Below are 17253 nucleotides of genomic sequence, written 5' to 3' on the forward strand. Positions count from 1 at the left end.
GGACATTGGCGTCATGCCTTACCCATGAAAGGCGATTTAGGCGCGTACCGCAAGCGCGGACCGCCGTCTTCAGAGTGTTCCATGCGTATCTTTGCCACTTCAGATCTCCATGTAGACTATCGGGAAAACGGCCGCTGGGTTTCAGACCTCTCAACGACGGATTTCACAGACGATGTGCTGATCCTGGCCGGCGACATTTCCGATTCCCTGGAACGCATCGAACGCACGCTGACGGCCCTTGCCGCCCGCTTCAAACGGGTGCTCTACGTTCCGGGCAATCACGACCTTTGGGTCTTGCGGGACAAGGGCATATCGGACTCATTCGAGAAGTTTGGTTTTGTTCGCGATGTTATCAACAACAGCGGCGCGACCAGCGAACCTTTTCACGGCGCCAAAACCAGCATTATCCCGCTTCTTGGCTGGTACGATTTCTCGTTCGGTGAGCCGTCGGACGAGTTGAAACGGCGCTGGATGGACTTCAGAGCCTGCCGCTGGCCCGACGACGCCCGGAACTCGGATGTCACGGCACATTTCATCAAGATGAACGAACCCGTGCCCGACAGATCCAGGCCGTTTGTCATCACCTTCTCGCATTTCATGCCGCGTATCGATCTCATTCCGTCATTTGCGCCGCCCAAGTCACGCATGCTGCTTCCCATCCTGGGAACGGGTCTGATCGACGAACAGATAAGGCGCGCTGGCGCATCGCTGCATGTCTACGGCCATAGCCACGTCAACCGCAGGGCCGTGCGCGACGGCGTCGTCTACATCAACAACGCATTCGGCTATCCTTCCGAGGGACGTTTCACCGCCAAGAAGCTCCTGTGCATTCATGAGGAGTGATTCTCGCACGGTATTTTCGGGCCGGCGACTGGGCAAAAGCCGTTGGTCGTGATCCTGTTGCGTTTAAACTCAAGGCTGCGTCTGCTAAACTCGTTGCCATAATCAGGGTTACACGATGACACGGGGAACACATGCCTCTTCAATCCATTGCTGAAAAAGCCGTTGCCAAAATTGTCGAAACGGAACCGTCACTTTCTCAGGAGTCCCAGGCAGCCATCGCCAGAATCGTCGAACAGGCGGTGATGGATGCCGCCGTCAGCGCTTCGCAGCGCTGCGCGAACGTTGTCGGCGCGCATCTCGAGCATGAGGAAGACAAGGCGCACCAGATCACAGAGAAAATCAAGCGGGAAGAAACGGCTCTGGTCGCCAATCTGATGGGGATGCGCTGACACCGTTCAGGTCGGAACAGCCTACCGTTTTTGAGCAACATAGACCGTCTGCGTGAACGGCTTGTTGTCCTGGAGCGGATTGGGAAAGGTTACCGGCTCGGCCTTGGCTTCATCGAACACCGCAGACAGCCTTTCCGTGACAACATCATCGGTGACAGCATCCGACCACAGGCCGACAACGCCGCCAGGACGAACATGTCTTGCCAGCCGATCAAATCCAGCGGTTGAATAGAAGCTGCTGCTTCTGTCGTCGAGAAAATGTTCCGGCGTATGGTCAATGTCGATCAGGATCGCGTCGTACTGACGGCCCAGCGCCTGTGCATCAAATCCGTTTTCAGACGCTGCCAACTCAAAGAAGTCGCCCTGCACAATCCGGCATCTGGCATCCTCTTTCAACGGTGGCGTCAGCGGCACAAGACCTTCCTCATGCCATCTGATAACCGGCTCGAGCATTTCGATGACCGTAAGTGATCGGACGTAACTGTGTTCCAACACGGCCTGTGCTGTATAACCAAGCCCAAGACCACCGACCAGAATATCCGGCGCTTCGCAGGCAAGCTGCGCAATACCGAGTTTTGCCAGCGCAACCTCGGAGGCTGTGAAAAGGCTCGACATCAAGTGCTCGTCTCCAAGAAGGATCTCGAAGACATCGGTACCAAGCGACAGGATACGCCGACGGCGCAGGCTGACCGGACCTATAGGCGTGGGCGCGTAGTCGATTTCCTCAAAGAGGCTGCTCATGCCGTCTCCCGCGATATGCCGGGGACGGCTTCGCGTTCACCGATCAGGCGATAAACCTCGACCGGTTGCGATTTGCCTTTTACTGCGAAGCTGCCGACGGGCTCGAAATCAAAGCTGTTCTCCACCTCAGCCACGATCTGATCACTGACCAGAATGATCGCGCGGGCGCCATCATCAACGCTGTCACAAAGGTCCTCGATCCGGCTGCAGGTGTTCACCGTGTCGCCGACGACGGTATAGTTGATGCGTCCGGGCGCGCCGATATTGCCGACGATCAGCGGGCCCGAATGAACAGAAATCTTAACCCGGAGATCAACCCCTTTGCCCGCAGCGGCTTCCGCCTCCATCTGCCGCTTGATGGCAAGCGCCGCGCGGCAGGCGCGCACGGCCTGGTCGCTTTGCGCATCAGGTGCGCCCCAGAAAGCCATGGCCGCGTCGCCGATATATTTGTCGATCGTGCCGCCCTCGGCTTCGATACACCGGTTGACGATAGCGAAGTGGTCGTTGAGGAAGCGGGCCACCTCGCCCGGCTTCATATCCTCCGACATCTTGGTGAAACCGATAATGTCGGTAAACATCAGGGCCAGATGGCTCTCGGTCGATACGACCGCACTCGATCCGCCCTGGGATATGATCCGTTTCACCAGCGCCCGCGGCACGTAAGTCTCGAAGGTGCGCAGCCCCTCCACCATGCGGTGAAACGCCTTGATCTGCTCGTTGATCTCCCGAATGAAGGAGGCGCGCGGTATCTCGATGTTCTCAAGGTCCAGATCGCCGACCTGGCCTTCCGCCTTGGCAAGCTGAATGATGGGGCGGGCGAGATATCGGGCGAGCAAAATCCCCAGCACAATGGCGACGACAAGGACAAGCAGCGCGATCATCGTGGAGCCCAACAGGCGAATGAACTGGTCGCCGATATCAGCCATGTTGGCATAAACCCCGATCCGCCAGGGTTGCGGGCTATAACCCGATATCTTCTTGGTGAGAAACAGGTATCCCTGCTCGTTGTACTCGACGATGGCGCTCTCGAAGTCAGCGTCCGATTGCGGGAAATCCGTATCCCGTTTGGGGAAATCCGCCAGGATGCGATCGCCAAAGCCTTCCAGGAAAAGGAGGTTCAGCTCCTGGTCGAGCCGAGACCGATTGGCCAACTCCGGCATGCGCGGATGCGCCAGTACATGCTTGTCGCCATAGAGGATGAAGGCCGTCATTCCAAGGGCGCCGCTGGCCTCGCGAACAACGTCCGACAGCCTTTCAATATCGATGCCCGTGGCAAAGGCGCCGACATAGTCTCCGTTCCTGTGAAGCGCGGTCTGCATGCCGATATAGGTCACACCTTGCACCGATGTCGGTGCGGTCCATGTGGGTTTGGCTGGCGCCGAGGATTCGGTCAGTCCCAGTTCATCCCGCACGCTCGGATGGATGGTCTGAACGGACCCGTCGACATCCTCCAGAGCAACAACGGGAAACCGCTGCTTGTCCCAGATGACAACACCCGAAACCTGAGGTGACGGCCCCAATGTTCCAAGCAATGTATCGCGTAATTGTTCCTTGTTGGACAGATCGATCTCACCCTTTTCCACCAGGGTGACAATGTAGTCAGCCAGCGCTTCGGCCGGTTCGACATAATCGAGCAGGCGCGTTTCCAGATTGGCCATGGTCAATTCGCCGGATTCACGCAACAACTCAAGCGTGTTGCGGAAATTGGCCCCGGCGGTGATGAACAGGACAATTCCGACAGACAGAAGGATGAGCGTTCCGATTGCGGTGGACAGCAGAACGGTAAGGCTGACACGGCCAGACCCGGCGAGTCTCTTCATGTGCGCCTCCTCTCAACCCCGTGATCACCGGAATGTAGGTTGCCACAGGCCCATGTGCAAAGGGGCTGGCAGCGATTGGGTTCGCTATCCAACAAAATCGGATCGGTCCAGGTTCAATTTGACCATCTTTTCGTTCAGGGTGCGCCGCCCGATCCCCAGTGCTTCAGCGACGGCGTCCATGCGCCCTTCATGGGCGACCAGTGCCTTGCCGATCAGGCGCCGTTCAAAGGCCGCAACCGCCTCTCTCAACGTATCTGGAAGATCAGCAACATCAGCGGACGGCGCGATCGCGTCCGAGACGGAACCGGCGCCGCGGCGTGCGGCCAGAACCCGCCGCTCGGCCACATTGCGCAGTTCGCGCACATTGCCGGGCCAGTCATGCGACAGAAGCGCTGCAATGTCCCCTGCAGACAGATCCGGCGCTTCGACCTCATAGGTGCGGGCAAAGAGCTGAAGGAAATGCGAGAACAACAGACCGATATCATCTTTGCGCCGAACAAGCGGCGGCAGGCCAATCGTTGCCGCGTTGAGGCGATAAAGCAGGTCGGGTCGCATCTGCCCGCCGTCAACCTTTTCCTGAAGGTCATTGCTGCTGGCGGAAATAACACGCACGTCCACCTTGCGGACGGCATTTGACCCGGTTGAGACAAACTCACCGGTTTCAAGAACCCTCAAAAGCGCACTTTGATGACCGGCCGAGAGCGCATCCACCTCGTCGAGGAAGAGCGTGCCGCCATCAGCAAGCGTGAAATAGCCGGGTTCTTCGGCATCGCCGCCGAACATTGCCCGGTTGAAATCCCCTGATGTCACCACCGCGCAATTGACCGCCACAAATGCGGCACCAGCGCGCTCGCCAAGATCGTGAAGCGCGTGCGCGACCACGTCCTTGCCGGTGCCTGTTTCTCCAAGAAGCAGCACCGGCATCCGGGCGGCGGCAAGATCAAGTATCTGCTCACGCAACGTCTTCATCACATCCGTCTCGCCCAGCAAAACGCGGTCAAGCCCGGAGACGTCCGCAAGTCGCGCCCGCAGGTTCCGGTTGTCGCGCAAAAGACGGCGCTTTTCGACCGCGTGATTCAGCACCCTGATCAGACGTGCGGGATCGAAGGGTTTTTCCAGAAAGCTGAATGCGCCCTTGCCCATCGCTTCAACGGCCTGAGGTATATCCGCATGGGCGGATATCAGTATGACCGGAACGTCGGGTTGGGCCTCGCGGATATGATCGAGAAGATCCATGCCGCTCAAACCGGGCATCTTCATATCGGTGACCACCGCATCCGGAAGCTCGCGGGACAGCCCGGAGACCGCATCGGCGCCCCTGAAGAAAACCGATACGTCAAAGCCAGCGCGCCCCAGCAGGTGCGAGAGCGATTCCCGCATGGCGCGGTCATCGTCGATCACGAATACTCTAGATCGCATCGGATTGCGTGCTCCCGGCCTTTTGCTCTTCATCCGCCAGCGGCAGGATCATGGTGAAAACGGCACCGCCATCTGCTCCGTTGTCAAAAGTCATGCGTCCATCGTGGTCTTTCAGAATTGCCGCGGAAATCGACAACCCAAGCCCCATGCCCACCCCGGAAGCCTTGGTTGTGAAAAACGGATCCTCCGCGTGGGTCAGTGCCTCTTCGGTTAGCCCCGGACCATTGTCCCGGACGCTAAGAAGTGCCTGATTGACATTGGAAGTCAGTTTGATCGTCATGTTTGGCGCGTCGCATCCGGCAACTGCATCCCTGGCGTTGCGGATCATGTTCACCAGCACCTGTTCGATGCGAAACATGTCGCCGAAGACGCAAACCGGCTCATCAGGTTGCTGGATGTTCAAGTTGATATTCGCCGAGGCAAGATCGGCCCGCATCATCTCGGTCGCTGCGCCGATTGCGTCACGCAAATCAAAGAGGACCAGTTTCTCGGTTTGACGGTGGGCAAAAAATCTCAATTGCCCGGTGATGTGCTCCATGCGAGCCGTAATGGCGTTCAGTTGGTCAACCAGTTCGCGCGCCTCCCCCTCTATTGCGCTTCCGGGAAGGTCTGCGGCTGCCAGATAGTTGCGCATGGCGGCAATCGGCTGTCCGAGTTCATGGGTGACCGACGCCGACAACTGGCCAAGAGCCGCCAGTTTGCTGACCTGTCTGAGTTCTTTCTGCGCGTGTTCAAGACGCCGCTCGGCCGCGCGGCGTTCTTCGATCTCGTCCTCGAGTTGCCGGTTGATTGCCTGCAGGCTGCGCCGCTGCTCCTGCGAGGCAAACAGCGCGCTGCGGACCCGGTTCGTGCGCACAAGCAGAAAGGCTACCGCAAAAAGCGACAGCGCTGCCGCAGCAAGAACCAGGGACTGTCGGGCCTGTGCATTCACCGGTTCAAGCGATGCAAGGTAATGCAGCCTCCAGCCAAGATGCCCCACTTCACCGACCGTCTGCAGATAACGCGTGTCCCCGATGGAAACCGTGTGATCGGACGATACGGTGTAATTCAGCGGATCAAGCGGCTCATTTCCGAACTGGCGTTCATCAGCAATCTCCACCCGGGCGTCGTTGGAAAGGGGCAGAAGCGTGCGATAGGTCCAGTCCGGATTGGACGCTAATATGACGACGCCGCGCGAATCGGCGGCAAGCAGGGTCTCTCCACCCTCGCGCCATGCGCGCGTCAGTGGCGTCAGATCGACCTTAAGAGCAATAACTCCGGCAATATGTCCGGTCGAGGCATAGACCGGTTCGGAGATAAAAAAACCGGGCTCCTGCGTGGTTGCGCCTATGGCAAAAAACACGCCGCGCCCACCCGACAGAGCCTTCTTGAAGTAGGGACGGAAGCTGTAGTTGTTTCCGATGAAGGTCTGCGTCTCGTTCCAGTTTGAAGCCGCGATCGTCAGGCCGGAAGGGTCCATCAGGTAAATCGCATCAATGCCGGCCTGGTCCGAGAAACTCTCAAGCCTCAGGTTCAACTCAGTTGTGTCATCACCCTCCACGGCACCGATGACCAACGGATCCCAGGAGAGAATGAATGGCAGATGCTGATGCTCTTCGAGTGCGGAGGTAAGCGTCGACAGGTAAAGCGACATGCGGTCGAGAGAGCGGCGCTCTTCTGCGGCAAGAGCCATCTTTTGCGAAACCCAGAACACCGACAGAAGGCCGAGCACGCCGATAACAAGGAGGGCTACGACGGTAAAGCGCGGTCCCCGCCGGCCGGTTGCCAATCGCGGTCGGCCGGACTTTTCCTTGGGCGGCACGAGGCCGGCGAGTTCTTCCACTTGCATGCCGCCTTATAATGCGCTGCGAACAGCTTCGCCAGAACCATTCACTTTTGGCCGCTTCCTCAGACAGCGCGAACCGGCTGCCGTAACACGGTCTTCAGTTTCTCCGGCCGGGTTTTTCGCGGGTCGCCAAGATATATCTCATGGTGATGCCCATCTTCGGCCAGCCCGTTTTGCGGCAGGAATTCATGGTGAAGCCTGTGCAACGTCGGACCTTCATCCGAGTAAGGACCTATGTGCATGATCTGAACCGCCCTGCCCTCGTGATAGGTTTCAAAGCGCAGCTTCCCAAGGGCCGGCAGATCGTCGCTTGCAGCAACCTTGTCGCGAATCTCGTCAACATGTTCCGCCGTAATCCAATCCGGCTGCATGATCATGACCGTCCATTGCCACTGGTCTTTGTCGCCTGACACAAAAACGCTCATATCGTCCGCCCACCAAAGCGCCTCTAGCGGCGGCACGACATAATCCCGCCCAAGCTTCTGTTTTGAAAGGAACTTCAGCTTGAACGCCATGGGATAAAGGGCCGCAAGGGCTTGCGCATATTCGGTAGATGCGTCCTGGCTCGGCGAACCGGCGCCATCGATCATCAGGAATTGCAGCGGCGGCACATCGATGAGGCTGAAATCCTTTGCCGATGGCGCGAAACAGGTCTTCATGGTTTTCTTGAAATCAATCTTTTCCATTGTCACCTCCAAGCAGTTTGATCGTGCGTTCAAGCCATTCGCGTTCGGCATTCAGTTGGGTTGTACTGTAGTCGAACAGAGCCTCGACATGCGCCGGCAGGTGTGCCGCCGCCTGACGCTTTGAGCCGACACGCGAAGCAATCTCGGTCAGGGCGTCGTGCCTGCGTTCAAGCGCCGCCAATGCTTTGTCCTGCTCGATGCCCGGCCAGTTGGCCAGACCCAGCAGAACTGACGGGTAGAGATTGTGGGGCTCGGCGAGCGCCCGAACTGTTGCCTGCTGAAAGACGGGCACCGCCTCTGTTGTGGGGTGGTAGATCTTGCGGGTCTTCTTGGCCGGGTCCGGTCGGCTCTCCGCAAGACCGCGCTTTTCCAGCTTGCTCAATATGAAATAGATCGACGAAAAGGCGAGTTCCGTCCATTCGCGCATGCCGCGCTCGTCAATGATGCGGTCCAGATCATAGCCGTGAGACGGCCGCTCAAGCAGAAGCCCCAGAACGGCATATTCCGCATTTGTCATATCAATCTTCATTATTCTAGTACTAGAATAAATGATCGAACGGGTCAATGAGCGAGCCAACAACGGGCAACCATTGATCAGCGCGCGTTCAGGCCGGTGTTAAAGTGCCTTGGATGAGTGTTTAGGCAATGGACAGGTTAGCGGACCTGGTCGAGCAAGCGTTTGCATTCGAGCAGATCGTAAAGCGCTTCCTGGAGAAGTTCCTTGTCTTCCTTGGCCATCGAACCGCCCTCGCCGTCCTTGGCCGATCCGCCTCCAATCCCAAAGAAGCGGCCGCCCGGCAATTTGGCCTGTCCGACAAGCTGATCGCCATCGGGATCGCTTTCGCCGCTTGAGGCTTCTTCCTGCGGTTCCGGTGGTTCAGCTGCTTCCTGCCGGGTGAAAGATGCGAGCGCTTCAGTTGCCGTGACTTCGCCGGAGCCGATTGCAACGGCAAACTTGGAGCCATTCTGCTTGAGCAGTTTCTGTACACCCTTGATCGTGTAACCCTGGTCATAGAGCAGATGGCGAATGCCCTTGAGAAGGTCGACGTCGTCAGGTCGATAATAGCGGCGGCCTCCGCCGCGCTTCATCGGTTTGATCTGATTGAAGCGCGTCTCCCAGAAACGCAAAACGTGCTGCGGCAGATCGAGTTCGTCCGCCACTTCACTTATGGTACGAAATGCGTCCGGGCTTTTGTCCATTCTCCGAATATCCCGCAAAATGCGGCAGGCCGCCGCTTGTCTGTCGCACGCATTTCCAGCAAGCACTGCGGTCGCGACAGCATTGAGTCGCATTGCAACCCGTGCAGCCCAATCTTGCAAGCGCCCAAAGTGGAAAGTGTGTGGATTGTCTTAGTGATTTCCGGAGTTCTTGCGCTTTACATGCGCATCAAGAACTCGTTTCTTCAGCACATTCGAGGCCTTGAATGTCATAACCCGGCGCGGTGAGATCGGAACTTCCTCACCGGTCTTCGGATTGCGGCCGATACGCTCGTTTTTGTCGCGAATCTGAAATGTCGCAAAAGACGAAAGCTTGACGCTTTCACCGCGGACAATGGCATTGCAAACCTCGTCGATGACCATTTCGACCAGCGAAGCGGATTCGGTTCTCGAAAGTCCCACTTTGCGGAATACTGCTTCCGCCAGATCCGCTCTCGTGACCGTTTTTCCACCCATTGATTTACAACCATCCCCGTATCTGCTGTCAGGCATCGCCTGCGGGCTTACAAACACTATTGACCTTAAGAGAGCGGGTCAAGACGTGTTTATGTTGCAGCGCATCTATAAGCATATGAAAATCGGGCTTTTTCCGCCTTTGACCTACCAGCGCACCATGACGGCGCCCCAGGTAAAGCCGCCACCCATCGCTTCAAGCAGCACCACGTCATTTTCCTTGATGCGCCCGTCTTCCAACGCATCCACAAGCGCCAGCGGGATCGAAGCCGCCGAGGTATTTCCGTAGCGATCGACCGTGATCACGACTTTTTTCGGATCGATACCCAATTTGCGCGCCGAGGCATCAATAATGCGCTTGTTTGCCTGATGTGGCACGAACCAGTCGATATCTTCGGCGGTCATTCCGGTCGCATCAAAGACGGACTCGATCACGTCCGTGATCATGCCGACGGCATGTTTGAAGACTTCCCTGCCCTGCATGCGCAAATGGCCGACCTTCTGCGTGGAAGACGGCCCGCCATCCACATAGAGCTTTTCCTTGTGACAGCCGTCCGATCGAAGCTTCGAGGCAAGGACACCGCGATCGGACAGTTCACCAGGTGACTCAACCGCTTCCAGAACAAGTGCGCCGGCGCCGTCGCCGAAGAGCACGCAGGTCCCCCGGTCATCCCAGTCGAGAATGCGGGAGAACGTCTCCGAACCGATGACCAACGCTCGCTTTGCCAGCCCGCCACGCAAATATGCATCGGCGGTCGTCATTGCATAAACAAAGCCTGTGCAGACGGCCTGAACATCAAAGGCGGCGCCGTGGCGCATGCCGAGACGGTTCTGAATATCAACCGCGGCAGCAGGAAAGGTGTTATCCGGTGTCGACGTAGCAACGATGATCAGGTCAATGTCCTGTGGGCCGAGGCCGGCGTTTTCCAGCGCGGCCTTTGCAGCGCCCGCGCCGAGCGAGCATGTGGTCTCATCCTCGCCTGCGATATAGCGCTGACGGATACCCGTACGCTGGATGATCCACTCATCGGTCGTATCGACAACACCTTCCATATCCTTGTTCGTCATGACCCGCTTGGGCAGACAGGAACCATAACCACGCACAACTGATCGGATCATACTCACCCCTGATTTTCCTCGACCAGTTCTCCGGTCACCGGCAGCCTGGCGTGGAAGAGTTTCAAATCGTCTTCAATCTTTGAGATAAGATTATTTCGCGCCATGTCATGGGCGACATCCACCGCGGCGGCGAAACCATCGGCGTCCGTTCCGCCATGGCTCTTGATGACGATCCCGTTCATTCCAAGGAAAACACCGCCATTGACCTTGTTCGGATCCATCTTTTCGCGCAAACGGTCGAAGGCGCTCTTTGCCAGCAGATAGCCGAGACGGGCAAGCCAAGTTCGGTTCATCGCGGCCCGCAGATATTCGCCGATCTGCCGCGCCGTGCCTTCTGCCGCTTTCAGCGCGATATTTCCGGAAAAGCCCTCAGTGACGACGACATCGACCGTTCCCTTGCCGAGGTCATCGCCCTCGACAAAGCCGCGGTAGTCCATTCCCGGCAACTCGCTGACGCGCAGGATGCGTCCGGCTTCCTTGACCTCTTCCTGACCCTTGATCTCCTCGACGCCGATATTGAGCAGACCGACCGACGGCCTGTCGATCTCGAACAAGGCACGCGCCATGGCCGCGCCCATCATGGAAAAGTCAATCAATTGCTGTGCGTCGGCGCCGACCGTTGCTCCGACATCAAGCACAATGCTTTCGCCCCTCACCGTCGGCCATATGGCAGCAATCGCCGGCCGTTCGATATTGGCCATGGTCCTGAGACAAAAGCGGGCCATCGCCATAAGCGCGCCGGTATTGCCGGCAGACACGCAGACATCCGCCTCACCGTTCTTCACCGCCTCGATCGAGCGCCACATGGAGGAGCGCCACCGCCCCTGCCGAAGCGCCCGGCTCGGCTTGTCGTCCATCCGCACCGCCACTTCGCAGTGATGGAACTCGCTGGCGGCCTTCAGCTTTGGAAATTTCTCCAGAAGCGGCAGGCACTTGTCCTCGATTCCGAAGAGTTGAAACTTGAGTTCAGGATAACGATCAAGAGATTTTGCCAGACCGGGGATGGCCACTTCAGGACCGAAATCGCCTCCCATTACATCCACTGCAACCGTAATCAATCTTTTGTATCCCTCATGGTGCTCCCCGTTCGGGCTGCGGAAAGCTTACCCTCCAGCCTGCAGTAAATAACTGTTTTGTGCCGGCATACAATATAATTGTCCATGCGTTCCACGCCTGTCCAAGCATTCGCGGCCAAACCGGCCCGGTTCCTGAGAAGGGACAGTCGACAAATCAGCGTTTGCTCCAGTCTTTCAAACCTGCAAACGGTGACGGCGGCCGATCTTCTTCAGGTGGTGTCTCCTCAGCCGCCTCCAGGACCGCGCCCTCTTTACGCGGATAGGGGTCGATTGCCAACACAATGAATTCCTCACAGACCAATCCCACATCAATGGAATCGCCGGTAAATGTCTCCGGCAGATCCGGCCCTTCCGCATCAACGATCATTTCACCCGTTTCATCGACGGGAATGCGCGCAAGCCTGGAGCCATCAGGTACGAAAAGCGCGTCAATGGCTTCATCGATATGCGACTGCACCGGCTCGAGCGTGACGACACATTCCTGTTCGAGGTCTACCTGCACACGACCTTTGATGCGGACCCCGTCGCGCTTCCAGCGCAGGAGCTCAAGGTCGGCCTTAAGCGCATTGACCTTGGTAACGCCCCAGCGATCGGCCAGTTCCGCCCGCTCGCGCTCATCGGCCTCCAGGGTGACTGAGACAGGATTGATCGACAGGTGGCCGACATTCACCCTGTAGCTGAACGATTCCTTTTTGCTTTCAGGCATTTGTTTGATTTTCCTGCACAATCGAATCATCAGGCTGCGTCAGTTGCCCGGCAAGGAGTTCCGCTTCGTCGCGTTCTAAGAACCATTTGTCGAGCCGCATCACCTCCTGCGCCAGCTCGGAAAGCTCCTCTGCTCCCACCATTTGCAATTGATCCTTATCTGTCCGGTCCTGCGGATAGATATTGCGATGGAGCGCCGCGGACAATGCCAATGGCGCACCTTCGTTCAGGGCGGTCCCGTATGACTGGGCCCGGCCATAGAACATGCGCGCAAGCTTCTTCATTCTTTTGGGAACGGATTGATCGCCGATCCCCAGTTCACGCAATGAATGATCCATATCTTCAAAAAAAGTGTCGACAACATCCTGGGCGAGTTGCTGAAGCGCTGGATCCTTGCCGTCAGTCCGGCGGAAAAACAGGACCATCACGACACTTAGCATCTCGAAGCGGCCCATAACGGTATCCGGAACGTGCATGCGGGCATAGAACGCAGGATTGCGGGCAATCGCCGTCAATCGCCGGTACAGCCGATCGACAATTTCGCGATTCTTTCGCTTTCGACTAAAATACCCGAAGATCATCGTTTTCCTTCGATGCCATATTTTCGGCACCGGATTGCTTCATTGATCGCATGCATGGGTCCCATACCCGGTTGCATCTGTGGCGCTGCTGGTTTACCGAAGCGGACGGGAAAAGCAACGGCTGGGCTTTTGACTGACAGGGGAGATATTGTTGAAGCGGCGTTTATTCAACACAGATCGGCGCATTTCTTTTGCCGGTGTCATTGCACTCGGTCTTTCGGCCGCCGTTTTGAGCGGCTGTAATACGAGTGAAACGTTCACTCAGGGTTATGTCGTTGACAGCGAAACCCTGGAACTTGTCCCGCCCGGGTCAAGCAAGGAGCAGGTGCTTCTGTCGCTCGGCACGCCGACGACCAAGGGTGATTACGGGCAGGAAACCTTCTACTACATCTCTCAAAAGCGTGTACGCAACGCCATGTTCATGAAGCCGAGGCTTGTTGATCAGTCCATTCTGGCGGTCTATTTCGACGATGAGGGAACGGTCAGCAGTATTTCCAACTACACGCTTGAGGACGGCAAGGTATTCGATACGATCCACCGTACGACGCCAACCGGAGGCAAGGAAGAAACCTTCCTGAGCCGTGCCCTGTCCTCCGTCGGCTCCTCCGGACAAGCCGGAGCCAGGCAGATTATTACCGGCGGCAACAATTCGGGCTTGTGAGTTTACCGACAGCGAAACAAAAAAACCCCGCGCGAGGCGCGGGGTTTTTTATTGCCGGCGGCCCTTTCGGGCCGCCAAACAGGGATCAGGAGTGGGCGAGAACTGCAAGAAGCAGCAGCGCCACGATGTTGGTGATCTTGATCGCCGGGTTCACGGCCGGGCCAGCGGTATCCTTATAAGGATCGCCGACGGTGTCACCGGTGACAGATGCCTTGTGGGCTTCACTGCCCTTTTCGTGCTTCACACCCTGTGCGTCGACAAAGCCGTCTTCGAAGGATTTTTTCGCATTATCCCAGGCACCACCGCCTGACGTCATGGAAATCGCGACAAACAGGCCGTTGACGATCACACCGAGGAGCGAAGCACCAAGGGCTGCAAACGCCGAAGCCTTCGATCCCGAGATGAACAGGATACCGAAATAGACCACGAGCGGCGCCAGCACCGGAAGCAGAGACGGTACGATCATTTCCTTGATCGCGGCCCGGGTGAGAATGTCCACCGCACGCGCGTAGTCCGGACGGTCCTTGCCTTCCAGAATACCGGGCTTTTCCTTGAACTGCCTGCGCACTTCCTGAACGACCGTTCCGCCTGCACGGCCAACGGCCGTCATGGCGATACCACCGAACAGATAGGGGATCAGACCGCCGAAGATCAGTCCGGCCACCACGTAGGGGTTGGACAGGCTGAACGAGATTTCTCCCATGTCGGAGAAATAGGGGAATGATTCCGAATTGCTGGCGAAGAAGGCCAGGTCGTTCGAGTAGGCGGCAAACAGCACCAGAGCGCCAAGACCGGCAGAGCCGATTGCGTAACCCTTGGTGACTGCCTTGGTCGTATTGCCGACTGCATCAAGCGCATCGGTTGACTTGCGTACATCGGCGGGCAAACCGGACATTTCGGCGATACCGCCGGCATTGTCCGTCACCGGACCGAAGGCATCAAGCGCGACGATCATTCCGGCAATGCCAAGCATCGCCGTGACGGCGATACCCATTCCAAACAGCCCACCGAGCTGGAAGGTGCCGATGATACCGGCGATGATGACAATCGCCGGAAGAGCCGTTGCTTCCAGCGAAACCGCCAGGCCCTGGATCACGTTGGTTCCATGGCCCGTTACGGAAGCCTCGGCAATCGAATTCACCGGACGCTTGTCTGTGCCTGTATAGTATTCGGTGATCCAGACGATAAGCCCGGTCACGATCAGGCCGACAACGCCGCACAGGAACAGGTTTGTACCCGTCGTGCCGATTTCGCTGATCTCACCCCAGCCGATTGTCAACTGAGTTGCAATCGCCATGCCGACGATCGACAGCAGGCCGGTCGCGATAAGGCCCTTGTAGAGCGCGCCCATGATCGAGCCGTTGGAGCCGAGCTTGACGAAAAAGACGCCGGCAATCGACGTCACGATGCAAGCCGCGCAGATTACGAGCGGATAGAGCATGATCGATTCAAGCATTGCGGAACCGGCAAAGAAGATCGCTCCGAGAACCATGGTGGCGACAACGGTCACCGCATAGGTTTCGAAAAGGTCGGCGGCCATGCCTGCACAGTCACCGACATTGTCGCCGACATTGTCGGCAATCGTTGCCGGGTTGCGCGGATCGTCCTCCGGAATACCTGCCTCAACCTTACCCACAAGGTCGCCGCCGACATCCGCACCCTTGGTGAAGATACCGCCGCCAAGACGGGCAAAGATAGAAATCAGCGACGCGCCGAAACCGAGCGCTACAAGCGCGTCGATAACCGTACGGTCGGCAACGGCATACCCCATCGGACCGGTCAGGATGTAGTAGTAGATGGAGACACCAAGAAGGGCCAGGCCAGCCACCAGCATGCCGGTGATGGCGCCGGATTTGAAGGCGATATCGAGACCTGCCGCCAGGCTGTTTGATGCTGCCTGTGCTGTGCGGACGTTGGCGCGCACTGAAACGTGCATGCCGATATAGCCGGCAGCGCCGGACAAGACCGCGCCGATCAGAAAACCAATGGCCGCCAGGGATGAAAGAAGTATCCAGGTGATAACGAATACGACCGCGCCAACGATCGCAATAGTCGTGTACTGGCGGTTCAGATATGCTTGCGCACCCTCCCGGATTGCGCCAGCAATCTCCTGCATCCGCTCATTGCCCTGGTCAGCGGCAAGCACTGACTGTGTCGCCCAAACCGCGAAGACAATTGAAAGCAGACCGCAGGCGATGACGGCAAATAGAATTGACAATGCCATTCCCTCCTGTTCGCCGAGCAGGATCCCCCAAACCCGGCTGTTAAGACACGCGGCTGGAGGCCGGAACGGAACCGGCCGCCGCATCGGCGCGGACAATGGCGACAGCACCCCCGTCCGTCAAGGATTTGTTGCCGAATCCCACCGGGTTTACGCCGAAAGTGCCAGATAAAGAGCTGAATCAGGCCGCTGCGGAGCGGTTTTTGCGGTCGCTGCGGACCTGAAGCCCAAGAAGCAGCAGGCAGGCAAGTGCGATCGGCCACATGATCATGTTGATTCCTTCCCAACCAAGGGTATTGAGAACCTTACCGGCCATCAGCGAACTGAACGCGACCGTTCCAAACAGGATCACGTCATGAACACCTTGCACCTTGTTTTTCTCGGAGGAGCGGTAGGTGGTCGTCACCATGGCTGTTGCGCCAATAAACCCGAAGTTCCAACCAACGCCGAGAAGGACGAGCGCCAGCCAGAAATTCCAGAGCTCAATGCCCATGCTGCCGACAACAGCGCAGCCAATCAGTATGATCAGCCCGGTTGCCACAATTGTCTCACGCCCGTATCTGGCGATCAGCTTGCCGGTGAAGAAACTCGGACCGAACATTGCCAAAACATGCCATTGAATGCCCAGCGTCGCCATATCGGTGGAAAAGCCGCAGCCAATCATCGCTAGCGGCGCACCCGTCATCATGAAGGACATCAGCGCAAAGGAACACACGCCACATGCAAGTGCGGTGAGGAAGCGCGGCTGGCTGATAATTTCCAGGAGCGGCCGCGCCGGCTCCTCGCTCTCATGTTCCAGAAGAACCGTGTTTTCATGCACGCGCAGGAACGACAGGACCACTATCCCGATGAATGCCAAGCCGATGACCGACGCATAGGCGCCCGCAAACTGGATCGGGGCGAAGAAATCGCGCATGAAGATAACCGTCTGCGGCCCGATAATCGCCGCGAAAATCCCGCCGATCAGGACCCATGAGATGGCCTGCGCCTTGAAACCCTCCGGAGCGTTGTCCGCTGCCGCAAAGCGAAATTGCTGGACAAAGGCACCGCCCATGCCAAGCACCATGAGGCCGGCGGCAAACAGCCAGAAATCAAGCCTGAAAAGCGCGATGGCCGAGATCAGCCCACCCAGAGCGCTAACCATAGCCCCGCCCATGAAACCGTAGCGCCGGCCGATCAGGCGCATCAGCCAGGCGGCCGGCAGAGCGCCGAGGGCAACGCCGATGTTGAAACCGGTCACTGGCGCTGTCGCGAGCGACTTGTCCTCATCAAGCAGATAGTCACCCGCGATGCCTCCGAGCGAGATCGCGATCGGGGCACAGGCGCCGATAAAGGCATTCGCCGCCGCCAGAACAAAGGCATTACGCTTGGCAAGGCCGAGCGAATGGTCATGGGCCTGTGTCGCAACTGGGTCGCTGACGGTCATGTGCTTTCCTGTCGTTCCGGACTGCGGAAAAGCCGGGATTACCGGTCGGGAAACCGGCCAAACGGTCGAT

Annotated in this window: 17 protein-coding genes; 3 read left to right on the plus strand and 14 right to left on the minus strand. The window is 57.8% G+C overall.

What is annotated here, in order from left to right:
* Positions 1 to 81: 81 nt before the first annotated feature.
* Both OQ273_RS10600 and OQ273_RS10605 read left to right on the plus strand, forming a co-directional pair.
* Positions 82 to 843 carry a metallophosphoesterase gene (locus tag OQ273_RS10600; RefSeq protein ID WP_267990473.1) on the plus strand — a complete coding sequence of 254 codons (762 nt, stop codon included), beginning with the start codon at positions 82 to 84 and terminating at the stop codon, positions 841 to 843.
* A 131-nt stretch (positions 844 to 974) separates the two neighbouring features.
* On the plus strand, positions 975 to 1232 hold the full coding sequence (locus tag OQ273_RS10605) for a hypothetical protein (RefSeq protein WP_267990474.1): 258 nt from the start codon (positions 975 to 977) through the stop codon (positions 1230 to 1232).
* Between the two features lie 21 nt (positions 1233 to 1253).
* Here OQ273_RS10605 and OQ273_RS10610 read toward each other — a convergent pair whose 3' ends face one another.
* The 12 genes from OQ273_RS10610 to OQ273_RS10665 form a co-directional block, all read right to left on the minus strand.
* A complete protein-coding gene (locus tag OQ273_RS10610; protein ID WP_267990475.1) occupies positions 1254 to 1973 on the minus strand; it encodes a spermine/spermidine synthase domain-containing protein in 720 nt (239 codons plus the stop codon).
* On the minus strand, positions 1970 to 3793 hold the full coding sequence (locus tag OQ273_RS10615; RefSeq protein WP_267990476.1) for an adenylate/guanylate cyclase domain-containing protein: 1824 nt from the start codon (positions 3791 to 3793) through the stop codon (positions 1970 to 1972). Before OQ273_RS10615 ends, OQ273_RS10610 begins: the two co-directional genes overlap by 4 nt.
* A gap of 84 nt (positions 3794 to 3877) precedes the next feature.
* Positions 3878 to 5212, minus strand: a complete 1335-nt coding sequence (locus OQ273_RS10620) for a sigma-54-dependent transcriptional regulator (protein ID WP_267990477.1) — start codon at positions 5210 to 5212, stop codon at positions 3878 to 3880.
* Positions 5202 to 7034, minus strand: coding sequence for a sensor histidine kinase (locus tag OQ273_RS10625; protein ID WP_267990478.1), 1833 nt, complete (start codon positions 7032 to 7034; stop codon positions 5202 to 5204). The genes OQ273_RS10620 and OQ273_RS10625 overlap by 11 nt, the downstream gene beginning before the upstream one ends.
* Before the next feature lie 65 nt (positions 7035 to 7099).
* The gene (locus OQ273_RS10630) at positions 7100 to 7723 is read right to left on the minus strand and encodes a GyrI-like domain-containing protein (protein WP_267990479.1); all 624 of its coding nucleotides are present in this window, start codon (positions 7721 to 7723) and stop codon (positions 7100 to 7102) included.
* Positions 7710 to 8240 (minus strand): PadR family transcriptional regulator, encoded by a 531-nt coding sequence (locus OQ273_RS10635; RefSeq protein ID WP_267990480.1) that lies wholly within the window; start codon positions 8238 to 8240, stop codon positions 7710 to 7712. The genes OQ273_RS10630 and OQ273_RS10635 overlap by 14 nt, the downstream gene beginning before the upstream one ends.
* Positions 8241 to 8377: 137 nt before the next feature.
* The gene (locus OQ273_RS10640) at positions 8378 to 8923 is read right to left on the minus strand and encodes a MerR family transcriptional regulator (protein WP_267990481.1); all 546 of its coding nucleotides are present in this window, start codon (positions 8921 to 8923) and stop codon (positions 8378 to 8380) included.
* 150 nt (positions 8924 to 9073) lie between these two features.
* The gene (locus tag OQ273_RS10645) at positions 9074 to 9397 is read right to left on the minus strand and encodes an integration host factor subunit alpha (protein WP_267990482.1); all 324 of its coding nucleotides are present in this window, start codon (positions 9395 to 9397) and stop codon (positions 9074 to 9076) included.
* Positions 9398 to 9541: 144 nt separating this feature from the next.
* Positions 9542 to 10513 carry a beta-ketoacyl-ACP synthase III gene (locus OQ273_RS10650; protein WP_267990483.1) on the minus strand — a complete coding sequence of 324 codons (972 nt, stop codon included), beginning with the start codon at positions 10511 to 10513 and terminating at the stop codon, positions 9542 to 9544.
* 2 nt (positions 10514 to 10515) lie between these two features.
* Complete coding sequence (plsX, locus tag OQ273_RS10655; protein WP_267990484.1) at positions 10516 to 11571, minus strand: phosphate acyltransferase PlsX; 1056 nt, start codon at positions 11569 to 11571, stop codon at positions 10516 to 10518.
* Positions 11572 to 11743: 172 nt separating this feature from the next.
* On the minus strand, positions 11744 to 12295 hold the full coding sequence (locus OQ273_RS10660; protein ID WP_267990485.1) for a YceD family protein: 552 nt from the start codon (positions 12293 to 12295) through the stop codon (positions 11744 to 11746).
* Complete coding sequence (locus OQ273_RS10665; RefSeq protein WP_267990486.1) at positions 12288 to 12875, minus strand: ubiquinol-cytochrome C chaperone family protein; 588 nt, start codon at positions 12873 to 12875, stop codon at positions 12288 to 12290. Before OQ273_RS10665 ends, OQ273_RS10660 begins: the two co-directional genes overlap by 8 nt.
* Positions 12876 to 13026: 151 nt before the next feature.
* Here OQ273_RS10665 and OQ273_RS10670 point away from each other — a divergent pair, with 151 nt between their 5' ends.
* Positions 13027 to 13536 carry an outer membrane protein assembly factor BamE gene (locus OQ273_RS10670; protein ID WP_425493371.1) on the plus strand — a complete coding sequence of 170 codons (510 nt, stop codon included), beginning with the start codon at positions 13027 to 13029 and terminating at the stop codon, positions 13534 to 13536.
* Between the two features lie 85 nt (positions 13537 to 13621).
* Here OQ273_RS10670 and OQ273_RS10675 read toward each other — a convergent pair whose 3' ends face one another.
* Both OQ273_RS10675 and OQ273_RS10680 read right to left on the minus strand, forming a co-directional pair.
* On the minus strand, positions 13622 to 15754 hold the full coding sequence (locus tag OQ273_RS10675) for a sodium-translocating pyrophosphatase (RefSeq protein ID WP_425493372.1): 2133 nt from the start codon (positions 15752 to 15754) through the stop codon (positions 13622 to 13624).
* Between the two features lie 184 nt (positions 15755 to 15938).
* Positions 15939 to 17183: an MFS transporter gene (locus tag OQ273_RS10680; protein WP_267990488.1), complete on the minus strand. Its 1245-nt coding sequence runs from the start codon at positions 17181 to 17183 to the stop codon at positions 15939 to 15941.
* Between the last annotated feature and the right edge of the window lie 70 nt (positions 17184 to 17253).

Source organism: Hoeflea prorocentri, from assembly GCF_027944115.1.
Taxonomy (GTDB): domain Bacteria; phylum Pseudomonadota; class Alphaproteobacteria; order Rhizobiales; family Rhizobiaceae; genus Hoeflea_A; species Hoeflea_A prorocentri.